We start from the raw sequence: 17,582 nt of genomic DNA, 5'->3' as shown, positions 1-17,582 counted from the left end.
TGCTTTGTCATTTATTGTATTAGGCATCTTAGTATTTCCCATAAGTAGGGTTACGAGGGAACTTTAAAGCTAAATAAATACTTTCCTTACCGCGACTTGCCTCCGGAAATATTTATCGTCGTTCCACTGATATAACTAGAGTGATCGGATACCAGATATGTCACCAGGTCACCTATTTCATGATGTTCACCTGCGCGCCCCAATGGAATTGAACCGGTGTAATCGTTATCGATATTGTCCGGATCAAGCCCTCGTGTATAAGCCAGTGCGCGATAGTTCTCATCGCTATTCATATTGGTTCTTTTATTTATGCCGGGAGCAATGCCAATAACTCGGATACCAAATTTACCCAACTCTTTGGCCCATGAGCGAGTAAAACTATTTAATGCTCCTTTCGTCGCAGAATAAATACTTTGTCCGGCAGAGCCTTCAGTACCTGCTTCGGAGGAAACATTAACAATGACACCATGTTGGCTTTCGATCATGTGCCTTGCGACAGCCTGAGCACATAAAAAAGGCCCTTTCTGATTTACATTAACAATAAAATCAAAATCTTCTTCGGAGGCTTCATAAGCATTATTCTTTTTATAATGGTCGACTAAAAGTCTCGGTCTATTCACGCCTGCATTATTAACTAATGCATCAACTCTCCCATATTTTTCTATTACCGTTTGAACCATAAGTTCAACACTGTTTTTATTGGTAATATCACACTGAATAAAAAGATCAGAATTAGTTTTGCACTCTTCACTTTCTCGTAAGTCACTGATGACGACAATGCTATTATTATCATGCAGGTTCTGCGCAATCTTGGCACCAATTCCAGAAGCGCCGCCGGTAACAATAACCACTTTCTTATTTAAATTTATCCAACCTGTGTTACTCATGACTATCTCCTATTCAAGATTTGCATGTAATTTCCATAAGCTATGCAATTCTATTTTCTTTTCTTCCACCATCATTAAAGCAATCGTATCGCCAAGAATAAGCAGTGATTGCTCAAATAGACTTGTCATTGGCTGTACTGATGGAATCTCACCGGGAAGATTTAATTTTGTCTGAACCGGTATTCTGATAAAAATATCGCTGAATGCCCCCATTGAGCTATTCGGGTTAGAACCTATATGAGCCACTGTTGCATCAAAGCTTTTAGCTTTTTTCGCAATGCCCAAAGGAAACATACTTTCACCACTGCCAGAGCCAACAATCAACAAGTCATCCGCAGTAATGGCCGGTTCAGTTATTTGCCCGACCACATAGGTTTTCACGCCCAGATGTGCCAAGCGCTTGGCAATCGCTTCCAGAGAAAGCAAAACCCGGCCAACCCCGACAAAGAAAACTTTGTCAGCTTTTTCGATTTTATCGACCAGCGCCATGATGCTGTCAGGAGAAATACTATTGAGTGTTTTGTCCAATTCGCTGACAATTTTTACTCTTGCGTCGCTGTAGTCCATGATTAAAACCTCGCTGTCATTTACCAAATGCTTTACAGAGTTAACAAGCCTTGTTGTACGGCATGGTCCAGTGAGACTTTGTTTTCAGATAATGTTTTCCCTGGAATATAAAGACTGGTACTTCCCAAGACTAAATTGTTGGCACCTGATTGAATCAATCCCGGAATAGAGGCCAGCGAAACTCGCCCATCAACTTGAATTCCGGTACTTCCTTGCAACTCATCAATTAACTTGGCTAAGTCGCGCACTTTGCTCTCTGAATAAATTGCCTGTTTCTCACTTTTATCTCCCGCAAAACCGGGATTAATAAGCATAAGCAAAACGTTATCAAGTTGAGGTAGTAAATACTGCAAACAAGATAATGGGGTCGCTGGATTCAACGCGACACTGGCTTTAACCCCTCGGTTTTTAATCATATTGACCAGCCGGTCAGCATGGAGGGTCGTTTCAATATGAAAAGAAATTTGTTGCACACCAATATCAAGAAGTTGTTCGACAAACCAATCATTATTCTTTGACATAATATGTACATCAAAATCCAGATCTGTCTTTTCTCTCAATCGTTTAACTGTATCAAGACCCAATGGCATACTTGGGCTAAAAGCACCGTCAATAATGTCTATATGGAGCGCATCAATCCCGATGCTTTCCAGTTCTTTAACTGAATTTTCCAGATTTAATAAGTCTGCACACATAATTGAGGGTGCAAGTATGATTTTGCTTCTCATTTCTCTATTCCTTTCTTATTAAATTAAAATTTTTAACTATATAAAAGCTTAAGAATGGCGATATTAATGACTTATATAGCACTAAAATAAGAGATTATAATTAATGGCTTAAAGTTAACTTATTCATTTTTATACTGACTCACCCAAGCCATTTAAAATTGCACTCTGTAAAGTATCTAATGTTTCTTGCGCATCATCACCTTGAATAAATACTCGAATGTTATGCCCTTTTTTAACACCCAGAACCATCAGGCTTAATAGACTCTTTGCATTGACTATTTTTGAGTCTCGGTTGGTATTGGTTATTTTCACTTCACTTTTAAATGGTTTTAAAGCTGCAACCAGAAATGCCCCTGGGCGTGCATGTAATCCATTAGGATTATTTATTATGAAATCTGCAACCAGCTTGTTTTCTTTCATTTTAAAATCTCATCACGTTAGCATTGGTTAATTCCATTGATAAATAAACAACTCGCTAAAGGCCAAGCACATCTAATATTTCTTGCCTACTTTTTGCGTAGCGGATTTTTTCGATGTTCTCTTCTTCCATGCAAGCAATAGCTATCTGGTTCAAAATATCGAGATGGCTCCCATCTTTACCGGCAATGCCTATCACTACATAGGCAACCGCCCCATCACCAAAACTGACGCCTTCAGGTATTTGGATAACTGAGATGCCTGAACGGACTATTTCACTTTCAGAGCCATCAACCCCGTGCGGGATAGCCAGATTATTGCCCATGAAAGTGGAGGTCATTGCTTCTCTTTTAAGCATGAGATCAATATATTTTTCAGTCACATATCCAGATGACTGCAATATCTCCCCCGCTTTGCGGATGGCATCGGATTTATGTAGGAATGAAGCCCCTAGCAAGATACTTTCTATATTGAGAATACCGTCCATTTTTGCCCCTTTAGCCTGTCAAATAGTGCTCGACGATAAAATTACGCTTCATAACCAATATATCGCTCTATCTATCGTTGCATCGCAATCTTATCTTTATTGATTAAGGTAATTGTATGATTCCGCCTACAACCCAACATATCACAATCAATTTACCCACCAATTCACAACCATTTTCCAAATTATCGCAACCTCAATCGCAATAATCGTAACTAAGAGGCCACTAATCAAGCTGATTAGTTGTAAAACCAGAGTTCAATCACAATTTTTTTCGCAATATCTATAAGATTGGGGCACCTTGAGGTAGAGTACTCGCACATTTCAGGATGAGTATTTGATCCTTTGAATAACCAATTTATAACGGAATAAATTTTCATTTTTTAACTTTAATTTATTGAAAAATATATTTTTAATGGATTTTTAAAAGGTAGTTATCATGGCTAACTCTTTGACGATTGAACGACGAAATAAATTAGCGCAAATTTTAATTTCCGAGGGTAGCGTTAAGGTTGGGAAGATTGCGGATATGTTTGGTGTTTCTACTGAAACCATTCGCAAGGATTTGATATATCTTGATAAAAAGGGCATTGCCACTAAAGGCCATGGTGGGGCGATCGCCTCTGGTAATATTCTGGCCATTGAGCAACCGCTAGCCAGAAAAAACACAGAGCACCTTGATATTAAAGATAAAATAGCGCAAGTGGCGGTCCAGTTGATTCCTGAAAAAGGGGTGGTCATTCTTGATACTGGGAGCACAGTCCAATGTGTGGCGAAAGCATTGGTCATGAAAAGTCGATTAACTATTATCTCCAATGCGATAAATATTGTTCAGCCTCTCAGTGGAACTGATAACGATATCTTTCTGGTGGGGGGGCGTTTCAGACCAAGTAGCTTGGCCATGGTTGGGATGTGGGGAGTCAGTGCCTTTCAATCAATTAATGCCGATATCGTTTTTTTGGGTACTGATGGCCTTAAGCATCGTAATGGGCCTTGTACCGCATCCTACGAAGAAGCTGAAATCAAATCAGCGATGGTTAAAAGTGCCAGGTTAAGAGTAGTTGTGAGTGATGGCACCAAATTTAGTAGCTCCGGTTTATTCCAATTCTGTGATTGGTCTGATATTGACTATTTTATTACTGACGCTGGAATTCCTGAGGATGAGCTTAAAAAAATGGAGAATTTGACTGAAGTCATTATTATCGACTAACGCTATTAATCATATTTATATCGTAAAAACTGAGCTACACATTCGATTATCTGGCAATTAAAGTCATTTAACCAGATAATAATCTCTGCATGAAAGCTATGGCAGAGATTATTAGGCCAATGTTAATAAATGGTTATCCTTTCTTTCACTTAGTATACTTATAACCATGTGATTTATTATTTTGGCGTGAAAACATGTCGACTTATGCTTGGCGCAGTACTGTTTGGATTGCGGTATACCTGTTTTTTATTTTAGCCCCATTATTGGCTTTATTGACCGGTACATTGCCCCCCGCCCGAGATTTCTGGACTGAGCTTTCTATAGCTCTCGGTTATGCTGGATTAGCAATCATGGGGCTACAATTTGGTCTGACGGCGCGCTTTCGCTATGTCACCGAGCCGTGGGGGGAAGATATTATTTATCACTTCCATCGGCGCATTTCGCTTATTGCCGTTGGATTAGTCATTGCGCATCCAATCATCCTGTTTGTTGTTCGCCCTGAGTTACTGGCATTACTCAACTCCTTCGAAGCCCCATGGCGTGCCCGTTTTGCAGCACTCTCAACCTATTCACTGATTGCTTTGGTCATTACCGCATTGTGGCGAGTGCAATTGAAAATCCGTTATGAAATCTGGCATTTATCTCACATTATTCTGGCTGTCGTTGCAGTAATCGCCGGGATCGCCCATATGGTTGGTTGGGGCTTTTACCTCGACGATCCACTGAAAAAAGCGCTGTGGATTGGCCTGATTCTGTTTTGGTTTGGGCTGCTGCTCTATGTGCGGATCGTCAAGCCGCTCTTTATTCTGCGCCGCCCTTATCGAGTGGTTGATGTGCGTGAAGAACGCGGGGACACCACCACATTGGTTATGGCACCTGAGGGCCATGCAGGCTTTCGTTTTACTCCGGGTCAATTTGGCTGGCTAACCGTTTGGGGCAGCCCGTTTAACATTACTGGGCATCCTTTTTCCTTCTCATCCAGTGCGGCAGTAAGTGATGGGCGCGTCGAAATGTCGATCCGCAACTTGGGCGATTTCACCCGTAATATTGCTAAAATACCGGTCGGTCAACGAGTCTATCTGGATGGCCCTTATGGCGCGTTCACCTTGGGTAATCCGGCAGATATGCATGTTTTAGTCGCCGGCGGGGTTGGGATAACCCCGATGATGAGTATGTTGCGTACCCTCGCGGACAGCGGCGACCAGCGCCCCGCCCTACTGCTTTATGGCAGTAAAGATTGGGAATCAATTACGTTTCGTGAGGAATTAGAAGCCTTACAATCACGGCTGAATTTGAAAGTGGTGCACGTATTATCCAATCCATCATCAGACTGGACTGGCGAAAAAGGGTTCATTAATGCCGAGGTCTTCAAGCGCTACTTGCCTCCTCCTTATGCCAGTCATGAGTATTTTATCTGTGGCCCAAATATCATGATGGATGCGATTGAAAAAGCGCTGGCTGAGATCGGGGTTCCGATGTCGAAATACCATTCTGAGCGTTACAGTTTTGCCTAAGGAGCATACCAATGCGTCGTTTATTTGCTGAGCGGCTGGTCATTGCAACCGCCGTTATTGTGATTGTAGTAGCCGTACTGTTTGCTTGGTTACGAGTTGCCGGGTAAGCCGATTATTCTTATCCTGAATACTCATCACGGCTAAAAATTGTCGACTCCCTCCCCTGTTATCAACTGATATTTTGCGGGCTTTACTCGGTTAGCCCGCATATTTCGTGCAAATACCAAGCAATTATGTGACAGTTTCGTGAACAATCTCTAAAGATTTAATAATTAGTTTGACCTATCTACGCGGGTAGATACACTTAAAGCACGGAACAAGATTAAAGTGGCTAATGTTTTACTGCTCAGCACCCTTTGGTTGATTATCCTAACAACCGGGTGAAAGGCGAATAAACAGGCAGACATTAATCTGTGAACATATTGATGCGTGAATATGATGCTTCAACACCAGGGGAACTTTTTTAATGACTTCACTAAATAGCTCGGCGGCAGACAATGCTCCATCAGAGAGCATGGCTGCAGAAGAGCGCTTGGCTACGCCCGAAGGTCGTAAAGATTTTTGGCGCGCAACCTTTTCGTGCTGGCTTGGCACCGCCATGGAGTATGCAGACTTTGCACTCTATGGCTTAGCCGCTGGCATAATATTTGGTGATGTCTTCTTCCCTGAAGCAACACCGGCGATCGCATTATTATCCAGTTTCGCCACTTACTCTGTCGGCTTTATTGCTCGCCCTATTGGTGCGCTATTGTTTGGCAGATTAGGCGATCGTAAGGGCCGTAAAGTGGTGATGATTACCACCATCACCTTGATGGGCGCATCCACGACCATGATTGGCTTGATCCCAAGCTACGCCTCTATCGGCTTGTGGGCACCGGCCTGTCTGGCCTTCTTGCGCTTTATGCAAGGGCTGGGAGCTGGCGCTGAGTTGTCAGGTGGCGCGGTAATGCTCGGAGAATATGCTCCGGCGAAAAGACGTGGTCTGGTCTCCTCAATTATTGCGTTGGGTTCTAACAGCGGTACGTTATTAGCGGCACTAGTATGGTTGTTGGTGCTGCAAATGGATAAACAAACCCTGCTCGATTGGGGTTGGCGTATTCCGTTCCTTTCCAGCATTTTAATCGCCGGTGCCGCACTGTTTATTCGCCGTCATATGCGTGAAAGCCCAGTATTTGAGCGCCAAAAATTAGTGCTGGAGCAACAGCGCCAAGAAGCACTGGCTCTCGGTCGTGAGCATATGACAGAAGTGGATAACCGCACTTTCTGGCAACGCAGCAAATCATTCTGGATTATGGTTGGCTTACGTATCGGCGAGAACGGCCCATCCTATCTGGCTCAAGGCTTTATGATTGGTTATGTTGCCAAAGTGCTGATGGTCGATAAATCGGTGCCAACCATGGCGGTGTTTATCGCCTCTTGCTTGGGCTTCCTGATTATTCCGTTAGCAGGCTATCTGTCAGACCGCTTTGGCCGCCGTATTACCTACCGCTGGTTCTGTTTACTGTTAATTATCTATGCTTTCCCTGCATTTATGCTGCTAGAAACCCGTGAACCTATTATTGTAATGGGAACTATAATTATCGGCATGGGTCTGGCATCACTGGGGATCTTCGGCGTGCAAGCTGCATGGGGTGTCGAGCTGTTTGGTGTGACTAACCGTTATACCAAAATGGCTGTGGCAAAAGAGTTAGGGTCAATTTTGTCAGGCGGTACTGCACCACTGGTTGCCGCGGCAATGCTGACATTGACTGGCCATTGGTGGCCAATAGCCCTCTACTTTGCTGTGATGGCCGGGATTGGCTTTGTCACAACATTCTTTGCTCCTGAAACACGCGGACGTGACCTAAACTTGCCAGAAGATGCGATTTAATACAGAAAAGTAGGTAACTTTGGTAAAGCCTCAATCTCATCGTATTACGCGTTCAGATGTTGCGCGAGAAGCAGGTACTTCGGTGGCGGTGGTGAGTTACGTCATCAATAATGGGCCGCGTCCGGTGGCAGAAGCCACCAAACAGCGGGTGCTTGATGCCATCAAGAAAACCGGTTATCGGCCCAATGAGATTGCCAGAGCATTAGCACGCGGTACGACTAAAACTTATGGTTTGGTCGTACCCAATATCTCCAACCCATTCATTTCTTCAATGGCTCATGCCCTGCAACGTGAAGCTTTTGCCAACGGGCAGGTGTTACTGCTGGGTGATGCCGGTGATTCTCGTCAGCGTGAACTCGAACTCATCAATAATTTGCTGCATCGTCAGGTTGATGGCTTGCTGTATACCAGCGTCGATCGCCATCCTTACATTGACTTAATTCAAGCTACCGGTACGCCGTTTGTCATGCTGGATAGAGTCGATCCTGCACAACAAATCTGTGCCATCCGTGTGGATGAGCGCGCAGCGGCATTTCAGGCAACCCAGCATCTGATTGAGCATGGCTATCGTGAAATTGCCATTATTTGCGGTCCGCTGGATATGCTTAATACTCAAGATAGGGTGAATGGTTGGCGCGATGCTTTGCAACAAGCCGGACTGACAGTACGCAACGAGTGGATTTTCTCTACCACCTATACCCGCCCTGGTGGTTATCAGGCGGCGCAACAAATGCTAGCTGGGCCATTACCACAGGCTCTATTTGCGACCAATGAATTACAGGCGTTTGGTTGTTTGCGGGCGATGGCCGAGCACAACCTGACTGCCCCAAAGGACTTAGCACTGATCTGTTTTAACGGCACAATTGAATCCGAATATAACGTACCGTCACTGACGACAGTACGCCAACCGGTGGATTTAATGGCGAAAACCGCTATTGAGATGCTGAAAAACTGGAATGGTGCTCCGACTATTCGCGAATTCGATTTTTCGCTACAACTCGGTGAGTCCTGCGGCTGCCCCACCAGTAAAAGAGTTTTTTCATTATAAAAAGATAAAAATATGCGTTTAATTATTGATTGTGACCCAGGAAATGGCGTACCCGGCGCCAATGTCGATGATGGACTTGCCTTAGCACTGGCCATCGCTGCACCGGAAATTGAGTTAGAACTTATCACTATCGTGGCGGGTAATACCCCAAGCGAAGTTGGATTCTCTGTTGCCCATGATTTGCTGACCCGTCTGGGATTAACCATCCCAATCGTTCGGGGCGCTTCACAGGCATTGGTTGAACCGGCCGCACTCTGGCGCGATAAGTTGGATAATAGCGCCGCCAGAAGCGGATTAACTGCACTTTGGCAACAGACTCCGCAACCACAAATTGTCCCCTCCAGCGCACCATTAGCGGCCCATGCTATAGGTGAATTAATCTGTAATAACCCCGGGGAGATAACCTTGGTGGCGATTGGTCCACTGACCAATATCGCCCATGCAATGCAACTTTATCCACAACTGGCGTCATCGGTGGCAGAAATTGCTATCATGGGTGGGGTATTTAATGTCGATGGCTATCTTAAAGACACTAATTTTGGGATCGATCCCGAAGCCGCCCATGTGGTACTGACCAGCGGAGCCAACATTACGCTGGCCCCTTTGGATGTCACGACCCAGACGCAAATGGTGCATCAGGATTTAGATAAGATTGCCCTGATTGACTCACCACTGAGCCGTTATCTGGTCGAGACTCTCCGCCCGTGGATCAGTTACTCGATGCAAACCCGCCAACTACCGGGCTGCTGGGTTCATGATGCATTGGTGGTCGCCTGGTTACTGGATAAAAGCATCGTGACCACCACCCGCGATTATATCGATGTCGCACTCGAAGGGGCATTGACTCGCGGAATGACCTTGCGTTTTAGCCCGGAGAATCTACGTTTAGATATTGGTATCCCGGCACCACAGGGGAAACCAGTAAAAATATTGCAAACGGTTGATAATAAAAAACTCTTGGCTACCATCTATCAATCGCTGAGTCATTATACCCACTAGATTTCCAGGTACAGGTCGGTGGGCAGCCTCCGACACTGTACCTTTAAATAATAAGGGGATTCCCAAACTCACATGCTGACACTGCTTCATCTGCTTTCTTCCGTTGCCCTACTGGTGTGGGGAACACACATCGTCCGCACAGGTATTATGCGGGTTTATGGTGCCGATTTGCGCCGGGTGCTGAGTGCCAGCATCCAGAAAAAACCGACCGCATTTGTTGCTGGGATTGGTGTTACTGCGCTGGTGCAGAGCAGTAATGCCACGGCGCTGCTGGTTATCTCGTTTGTATCGCAGGGGCTGATTTCCTTATCACCGGCACTGGTAATTATGCTCGGGGCTGATGTCGGGACCGCGCTGATGGCACGGGTGCTCACCTTTGATCTCTCCTGGCTGTCACCCTTACTGATTCTCGGCGGGGTAATTGTCTTCCTCGGGCAACGTAAAGCGCGTATCGGGCAGATGGGTCGGGTGTGCATCGGCCTTGGCTTGATTATTCTGGCGCTGCAATTGATTGTAACAGCCGCCGGGCCAATCACTCAGGCCACTGCCGTCCAGGCCATTTTCTCCTCCCTGACCGGGGATACCATTCTGGCACTGTTGATTGGGGCGCTATTCGCCATGATCAGCTATTCCAGTCTGGCTGCGGTGTTACTGACCGCCACGCTTGCCGCCACCGGTTTAGTCCCACTGAATATCGCCCTTTGCATTGTGGTTGGGTCAAATCTGGGCAGCGGTTTTCTGGCGCTGATCAGCAGCCGTGGGCAGAATGCTGTTTCCCGGCAAGTGGTGCTGGGGAGCTTACTGTTTAAAATTATCGGCTGTATTTTGGTCATTCCCTGGATCAACGTGTTAGGGAAATGGTTGTTCGGGCATAACTTACCGGCAGCCGAAGTGGTCATTTACTTCCATGTTTTCTATAACCTGCTGCGCTGTTTGCTGATGCTGCCATTGGTTGAAGTGATGGCGCGCATCTGTAGCCGGTTAGTCAGTGATGATAGCAGCGTCGTCCCGCCCGCAGCACCGCACTACCTTGATATTACGGCAATTGATACCCCATCACTGGCATTAGCCAATGCCGTGCGCGAAACCCTGCGCATGGGGGATGTGCTGGAGCAAATGCTATTGCGCTTTAAAGAAGTACTGGAAGGCAATAAGCAGCAAAAACATGAAGTCAGCTTGCTGGAAGATGAAGTCGATATGCTGTACAGCGCCATTAAGCTGTATTTAGCGCAAATTCAGCAAGATGAATTAGGTGAAATTGACTCGCGGCGCTGGGCTGAGATTATTGATACCGCAGTTAACCTCCAACAGGCAGGCGATATTATTGGCCGCATGACGTCGGATGTCGCCGCTAAGTCACTCAATGCACGCAAGCCATTTTCAGCCGAAGGATTTGAGGAACTAAATACCCTGCATGCCCGGCTAGTGACCAATCTGGATTTAGGTATGTCGGTATTTTTATCCCGTGATATCAATAACGCCAAGCGCCTACGTCGTGCCAAGCATCGTTTCCGTTTGCTAAACCGCCGTTACTCTCATGCTCACGTCGAACGCTTGCATCAGCAAAACGTTCAGAGCATTGAAACCAGCAGCCTGCATATGGGGCTGTTGGGTGATATGAAACGCTTGAATTCACTATTCTGTTCAACTGCTTATCATGTGTTGGAAGTGCAGGAAGAAGCATTGGATTAAGTCGATATGGGGAGAGCGTAATGCCCTCCCCTGATAGATTATTTCGCCGCTAACAAACAGATCGCCCGCGTCAATTCATACGATTTTACAAAGGAGCTGATAGGCAAGAATTCAAATGGCGAATGGAAATTATGCGCCCCAGTGAAGTAATTCGGTGTCAGCAAGCCCTGAGTGGATAACGCCGCACCATCAGTACCGCCGCGCATCGGAATCACCTTAGGCTCAATACCCAACTGTGCCATCGCAGAGAAAATCAGCTCAATGGCCCGCTTATCTTCACCAATCGAGTTACTGATATTGCTGTAAACATCCGTCACTGAATAGGTTATTTTCGCCCGTGGATATTGCGCCGAGATCTTGGCTACCGCCTCGCCAATTGAGGCTTTACGGGCTGCAAATGAAACATTATCAAAATCGCGAATCGCAATTTTAAGCTTGGCTTGGTTGGGATTCGCCACCATATCGGTGAACCAGACATAGCCTTCCCGCCCTTCGGTGTGCTCTGGTGTCTGTTGCGGGTCAAACTCGCTGATAATGTCATAAGCAACACGGATGGGATTGATCAGCACATTTTTGGCAGACATGGGATGCGCCGTCACCCCGACAATATCAATCTCAGCCGCAGCGGCATTGAAGTTCTCATACACCACTTCGCCCAGTTCACAGCAATCGATGGTGTAAGCAAAATCGACATCAAAGCGCGCGAGATCCAGTGCCTTGGCACCGCGCAAGCCAATTTCCTCATCCGGGACAAACGCCACCAGGATATCGCCGTGTTGATCATCTGCACTGAGATTTTCCAGCAATGTCATCACCACCGTCACCGCCGCTTTATTATCGGCCCCCAGCACACTGGTTCCATCACTAAAAATAATCTCTTCACCCTGATAACGCAGGATTTCTGGGTGTTCAGCGGTGCGCAGATAAATACCCTGCTGCGCATTTAGGCACAAATCACTACCGGTAAAACGCAGCCGCTGCGGGTGGATATCTGGCGACAAACCAACATCAACAGTATCAATGTGGGTGATAAAACCAATGCGTGGCGCTGTAGGTTGGGTGCCGGGTTTACGCGCGGTGACCGTTGCATGTTGATCAATGACGATATCTGCCAGCCCCAATTGGTGCAGATCTTCGGCTAGCATTTGCGCCATTTTATGCTGCCCGGCGGTGCTCGGCAGGGTGGTCGAGGCCGCATCACTCTGGCTACTCACCGCCAAATAGCGGAAAAAGCGTTGCGTCAGTTGTTCTGAGAGTGCGATTGTCATTTTTTCTTCCTTATGAATTCTTTTTAGAAACTAGCCCCAAAGTGATTGGCGTGGTAGCCCGATGGCCAGCACCGCTACCGCGCCAAATACCCAAGGTATTAATTACCCGCCGGATAGGTATACCCACTCTGGAACCCCAGCGGAATGCCTAATCCCCAGAACAAATAGAGCATCAGGGTCAGCACAATGGTCAGCCCGAGGGTATAAGGCAGCATCATGGCGCAGAGTGTTCCGACCCCAGTTTTAGTGCAATACTGGCGGCAATACATGATGATCAATGGATAGAAAGCAAACATTGGTGTCGAGATATTTACCGTGGAACTGACACGGAAACTGGCTTGAGTCAATTCCGGCGAAATGCCAACAGCCATCAGCATCGGCACCAATACCGGCGCCAAAATCGACCATTTTGATGAAGCTGAAGTAATAATGATGTCCAGCGCACAGGACAGTAAAATCACCCCCATAATCGTGAAGCCAGCAGGCATCGCCAGAGTCCGTAAGAAATCAGCCCCTGAAATTGCCAGCAAGGTACCAATATTAGAATGGCTAAATGAATATAAGAACTGCGCACAAAAGAAGCTGAATACTAAAAACGAGACCAATGACTTGGTAATATTCTCCATGCTGCTGGTGACGTCTTTGGTGCTTTTAAAAGTGCCAGAACTGAAGCCATAAATCAGGCCGGGAATAGCAAACATAAAGAATAGCAGTGGCACAATCGCCTGCATAATTGGCGCATCAGGGCGAGTTAGGCTGCCCTCTGGCGAACGCAATAATGAGTTCTCCGGGTACAGTGCCGCCGCCAGACCAATTAGCATCAATAACATGGTCAAACCGGCCTTTTTGAACGCTTTACTCTGTTGCGGCGTGACTTTTTGTAGCTCATCACTGTTGTGCAGCACACTGAGATCGTCATTCAATGGCATCGATTTAACCAAGCGCGGTTCAACGATTTTCTCGGTAATAAACCAGCACACCAGAATAACTGCAAAGGTGCTGCCAAAGCTAAGGAAGTAGTTACACAACACATTGACGTTATAACTCGGGTCAATAATATGTGCTGCACCCTGAGTGAATCCCTGCATGATGGGGTCGATAATCGACGGGGTGTAACTGGCAGAGAATCCACCGGCCAACCCGGCAAATGCGGCCGCAATACCGGCGAGTGGATGGCGGCCGCTGGCATAAAACATCATGGCTGATACTGGCATTAAGATGACGTAAGCCGAATCGGAGGCAACATGGCTAACCACACCAATGAAGATAACCGCCGGGGTCAGAATGCGCTGTGGAGTGACATTTAGCATCTTCTTCAGCATCACCTGAATAAAGCCACTGCCTTCAGCAATACCAATCCCCAGAGTGGCAACAATGGTGATCGCCAGTGGTGGGAAGTTAATAAAGTTTTTGACCATGGTAGTAATAAAGGTCACCAGTTCAACCGGTGCCAACATATTGGTCACTTTGATTTGGTCACCGGTCAATGGGTGATAATAATCAAAATTGATAAAGGACAATGCAAAGGAGAGCGCCCAGCACACTCCCAAAGCATAGATAAAAAGCATGGTGATATCGGGCATTGCATTGCCGATGCGCTCAATGGTGTTAAGTATCCCGGTTTGTCGATTTTCCTGCGGTTCAACTGCTGACATATCCTGTCCTTTCCCTTTAAAGAGGCCATAGCCAAAACGGACAGGAAATACGCGTGACTCCCTGTCGCGATAGATAGAGTGGTGATATGCCGTGGGGAAAAATAACTAACGGGATGGAAAACGAATAAACCCGACAAACAAAAATTCTTCACTAACTTAATGAATAATATAATATTTTTATATTCAATTTTTTATAACAAAAAACAGAAAGCGTCAATTTAATTTCGTAGTAAATAGAAATCAGTGCAATATTAAAATCCACATCCTAGATATGAATGTGGATTTAAAATTGAGAAGTAATAAAAAGTGAGATTAATAAACTAAGAATGTCATAAATTCGAAATATAAACCCAAATGTTACACTGCCCAATCGGCAAGAATTTGCGCTGTGGATTTAACGGCGATGCTATTGCCCGGAATGCTCAGTTCTGACCAAACTTCATTATGTTGGGCGATAAGCTGCTCAGCGGTGACATGCTGCCGATTCGCCGTGGTATGAGCATCTGCTGCGATGGTCAGGGCATAACCTTTGCTGGCAGCAATTTTGACAGTGGTATCAACGCAGTAATCTGTAGCACAACCACAGATTGTCAGATGGGTCGTTCCCAGTTGGGTAATAACACTCTCGAGCGGCGTGCGATAAAACGAGTCACAGGCAGTTTTATTAACTGAAATTGCACTTTCTGGGCGGTGCAGTTGCGGTAATATTTGCCACAATTCACTGCCTTCAGCCATTTCACCTTCGATATGCTGAATAAAAATAACCTGATCAGCATGGTCTATCAGCTGATTAATACGCGCGACTCGACCTGTACGATCAAAGCGGGGATGAGCAAAAACACCGTTTTGCATATCAATGACGATAACCACCTTTTTTCTGATCACTGCCAACCCCCGCTATTTATGTGCAATCCCCGTTCAAGTTAACACAAATTCTACGGCTTATTTTTTCAGTTGCAATGTCGTCATGCAGGTTTGACTTTCCGCTTGCGTGGCAAAAGGTGATAGCGCTTTAAGGCCTTGGTAACTGACTTCAATCGTCCCTTCGGTATTACGTGGTAACCAAACTCCGACGAAACCATTTTGATAGCTGGTGAGCTTATCCTGCATGATTACTTTGCCGGTATTATCAGTAATCTTTACATCGAATGTAGTATTTGCCAGCTCGCCACGGCAACCCGATAAACTGTGATTAAAGCAGGGGTGGGTTTGGTTTATATAAGGGGCAAAAGAGAGATAAAACTTATCACCCAGCGGGAAAGAATACTGCTGCTGCCCATCAGATAATTTCAATTCACTCCCAGTGACTGAAGCTGAATAGGGCAAAGGGCGTGGTTGCTTGGATTGATCAATAGTCTCGATCATCTGCTCAGTGGTTTTCCCAGCTAAACCATGTTGCGTTAGAAACTCTGTTTCTGCGGCGGCAGTGGATTGTGCCAAGGCAAAATGGCTGAAAGTCACTGCGGCTAAAGCAACAATGGCCAGTCGGACAGTCGAAGCAAATGTCTTTTTCACGGTCATGGTTTCCTGTCAAAAATTTTTACCCAACGTCATTGGGTGGCCGGTTGGCAGCAATGCCAATGAGAAGGATAAATGTAAACCCTCCCCATAGGGGAGGGTCAAAGAGAGATTTGAATAGAAAGGTAACCCATTGTATATATTTGGTTTTTCTTGATCTAAATCAAATCGAAACCGTGATATGACCCACAGTACGCCTTAATTAATATCAGGGTGCTGTGCAATCAAGTTCTTTCTCTTTTTCTCAAGTTCGGCAATTTGCTGATCGATATCCTCAATATTCTGTTCAATATTGTCATGGTGCTCCTGCAATATCTCTTTGGCTTCTGCCCGGTCTGAAGCAGCAGGCGTCGCCCCTTTCAGTGGCTTATTGGCCGTTTCTTTCATAAATACGCCCGTCACCAGGCCAATCACTGCCACGACCATCAAGTAATAAGCGGGCATAAACAGATTTTGAGTGGTTTCTACCAGCCATGCCGCCGCTGTCGGTGTCAGGCCGGCGATCAGCACCGAGATATTAAAAGCAATGGCTAGCGCACTGTAGCGAATATGAGTTGGGAACATCGCCGGTAATATCGACGCCGCCACACCGGTAAAGCAGTTAAGTAAAATCGCCAGGATCAATAAACCACAAAATATCAAACCAATAATGCCGCTGTTAATCAGAATAAAGCTAGGAATGGCGAGAATAAACAAGCCGATACTGCCGCAAATAACAAAAGGTTTACGGCCAAATCTGTCGCTCATTAACCCCATCACTGGCTGGACAAATAACATACCCAGCATGATGGCAATAATGATTAATACACCGTGATCTTCAGAATAATGCAGGCTATGTGACAGATAGCTTGGCATGTAAGTCAGCAGCATGTAATAAGTGACATTAGTGGCAATCACCATGCCGACACAGATAGTCAGGTTCTTCCACTGTTTGGTTAAAATTTCGCGGAAAGAGACCTTAGGCGGCTGGGCAATGCTATGGCGCGAGTCACTGTCCATCTTGTCCACATGCTGTTGAAAAGTGGGAGTCTCTTCAAGCGCATGACGCAGATAAATCCCGATTAGTCCCAGTGGGGCAGCAACAAAGAATGGAATACGCCACCCCCACTCAAGGAAGCTGGCCTCGCCCACAATACTGGAAATCAGTACCACCACCCCAGCACCAAGCACAAAACCGGCAATGGAGCCAAAATCCAGCCAACTGCCAAGGAAGCCACGTTTTCTATCTGGTGAATACTCAGCAACAAAAATTGCTGCGCCGGTATATTCGCCCCCGACAGAGAAGCCCTGCGCCAATTTTGCCAATAACAGTAAGATAGGTGCCCAAATACCAATCGAGGCATAAGAAGGGATCAAGCCAATACAGAAGGTACTGACCGACATAATAATAATGGTGACGGATAGGACTTTCTGTCGTCCATATTTATCACCCAGTGCCCCAAAGAATAAGCCACCCAGAGGCCGAACCAAAAAAGGAACGGAAAAGGTCGCCAATGCAGCGATCATCTGAATACCGGGATCGGCACCGGGGAAAAATACCTGGCCCAGTGCAAATGCGACAAAACCATACACCCCAAAGTCGAACCACTCCATGGCGTTGCCTAGCGCCGCAGCGGTAATAGCCTTCTTCAGTTTAGTATCATCAATTATCGTAATGTCATTGATTTGCATAGGTTTAACGTTCTTTCTTCGTAGTCCCATTTTTTCTTCCTTATGTTCTTAATA

16 protein-coding genes are annotated in these 17,582 nt (G+C 46.0%); 6 read left to right on the top strand and 10 right to left on the bottom strand.

What is annotated here, in order from left to right; all coding sequences use genetic code 11:
- Positions 1-86: 86 nt before the first annotated feature.
- From N0H69_RS06820 to N0H69_RS06800, 5 genes are all read right to left on the bottom strand, one after another.
- Entirely contained in the window at positions 87-887 is an 801-nt protein-coding gene (locus tag N0H69_RS06820; RefSeq protein ID WP_050108445.1) for a sorbitol-6-phosphate dehydrogenase subunit, read from the bottom strand.
- Between the two features lie 9 nt (positions 888-896).
- Positions 897-1,454 (bottom strand): 6-phospho-3-hexuloisomerase, encoded by a 558-nt coding sequence (hxlB, locus tag N0H69_RS06815; protein WP_050150866.1) that lies wholly within the window; start codon positions 1,452-1,454, stop codon positions 897-899.
- A 32-nt stretch (positions 1,455-1,486) separates the two neighbouring features.
- The gene (locus N0H69_RS06810) at positions 1,487-2,182 is read right to left on the bottom strand and encodes a ribulose-phosphate 3-epimerase (protein ID WP_050150864.1); all 696 of its coding nucleotides are present in this window, start codon (positions 2,180-2,182) and stop codon (positions 1,487-1,489) included.
- A gap of 129 nt (positions 2,183-2,311) precedes the next feature.
- On the bottom strand, positions 2,312-2,602 hold the full coding sequence (locus N0H69_RS06805) for an HPr family phosphocarrier protein (protein ID WP_050108451.1): 291 nt from the start codon (positions 2,600-2,602) through the stop codon (positions 2,312-2,314).
- A 55-nt stretch (positions 2,603-2,657) separates the two neighbouring features.
- Positions 2,658-3,086, bottom strand: a complete 429-nt coding sequence (locus tag N0H69_RS06800; RefSeq protein WP_050150862.1) for a PTS mannitol transporter subunit IIA — start codon at positions 3,084-3,086, stop codon at positions 2,658-2,660.
- 436 nt (positions 3,087-3,522) lie between these two features.
- Here N0H69_RS06800 and N0H69_RS06795 point away from each other — a divergent pair, with 436 nt between their 5' ends.
- From N0H69_RS06795 to N0H69_RS06770, 6 genes are all read left to right on the top strand, one after another.
- Positions 3,523-4,293 (top strand): DeoR/GlpR family DNA-binding transcription regulator, encoded by a 771-nt coding sequence (locus N0H69_RS06795; RefSeq protein ID WP_050108454.1) that lies wholly within the window; start codon positions 3,523-3,525, stop codon positions 4,291-4,293.
- 194 nt (positions 4,294-4,487) lie between these two features.
- Positions 4,488-5,807, top strand: coding sequence for a ferredoxin reductase family protein (locus N0H69_RS06790; protein ID WP_050108456.1), 1,320 nt, complete (start codon positions 4,488-4,490; stop codon positions 5,805-5,807).
- Between the two features lie 466 nt (positions 5,808-6,273).
- On the top strand, positions 6,274-7,677 hold the full coding sequence (locus N0H69_RS06785; protein WP_050123565.1) for an MFS transporter: 1,404 nt from the start codon (positions 6,274-6,276) through the stop codon (positions 7,675-7,677).
- Between the two features lie 82 nt (positions 7,678-7,759).
- The gene (locus N0H69_RS06780; RefSeq protein ID WP_050147389.1) at positions 7,760-8,725 is read left to right on the top strand and encodes a LacI family DNA-binding transcriptional regulator; all 966 of its coding nucleotides are present in this window, start codon (positions 7,760-7,762) and stop codon (positions 8,723-8,725) included.
- 12 nt (positions 8,726-8,737) lie between these two features.
- Positions 8,738-9,724, top strand: coding sequence for a nucleoside hydrolase (locus tag N0H69_RS06775; protein WP_050150859.1), 987 nt, complete (start codon positions 8,738-8,740; stop codon positions 9,722-9,724).
- A gap of 72 nt (positions 9,725-9,796) precedes the next feature.
- Positions 9,797-11,416 (top strand): Na/Pi cotransporter family protein, encoded by a 1,620-nt coding sequence (locus tag N0H69_RS06770; RefSeq protein WP_050150857.1) that lies wholly within the window; start codon positions 9,797-9,799, stop codon positions 11,414-11,416.
- A 38-nt stretch (positions 11,417-11,454) separates the two neighbouring features.
- Here N0H69_RS06770 and pepT read toward each other — a convergent pair whose 3' ends face one another.
- From pepT to proP, 5 genes are all read right to left on the bottom strand, one after another.
- Positions 11,455-12,684, bottom strand: coding sequence for a peptidase T (gene pepT, locus N0H69_RS06765; RefSeq protein WP_050150855.1), 1,230 nt, complete (start codon positions 12,682-12,684; stop codon positions 11,455-11,457).
- Between the two features lie 98 nt (positions 12,685-12,782).
- A complete protein-coding gene (locus N0H69_RS06760; protein WP_050147400.1) occupies positions 12,783-14,339 on the bottom strand; it encodes an AbgT family transporter in 1,557 nt (518 codons plus the stop codon).
- Positions 14,340-14,696: 357 nt separating this feature from the next.
- On the bottom strand, positions 14,697-15,224 hold the full coding sequence (locus N0H69_RS06755; RefSeq protein WP_072077440.1) for an isochorismatase family protein: 528 nt from the start codon (positions 15,222-15,224) through the stop codon (positions 14,697-14,699).
- A 57-nt stretch (positions 15,225-15,281) separates the two neighbouring features.
- Positions 15,282-15,854 carry a copper-binding periplasmic metallochaperone CueP gene (gene cueP, locus N0H69_RS06750; RefSeq protein ID WP_050150950.1) on the bottom strand — a complete coding sequence of 191 codons (573 nt, stop codon included), beginning with the start codon at positions 15,852-15,854 and terminating at the stop codon, positions 15,282-15,284.
- 201 nt (positions 15,855-16,055) lie between these two features.
- Positions 16,056-17,558, bottom strand: a complete 1,503-nt coding sequence (gene proP, locus N0H69_RS06745; RefSeq protein WP_050108470.1) for a glycine betaine/L-proline transporter ProP — start codon at positions 17,556-17,558, stop codon at positions 16,056-16,058.
- Positions 17,559-17,582: the final 24 nt, after the last annotated feature.

This window comes from Yersinia alsatica (assembly GCF_025133195.1).
In the GTDB taxonomy this organism is placed as follows: domain Bacteria; phylum Pseudomonadota; class Gammaproteobacteria; order Enterobacterales; family Enterobacteriaceae; genus Yersinia; species Yersinia alsatica.
The sequence above is the reverse complement of the archived record's forward strand: the minus strand, read 5'-3'. Positions and strand labels throughout refer to the sequence as shown.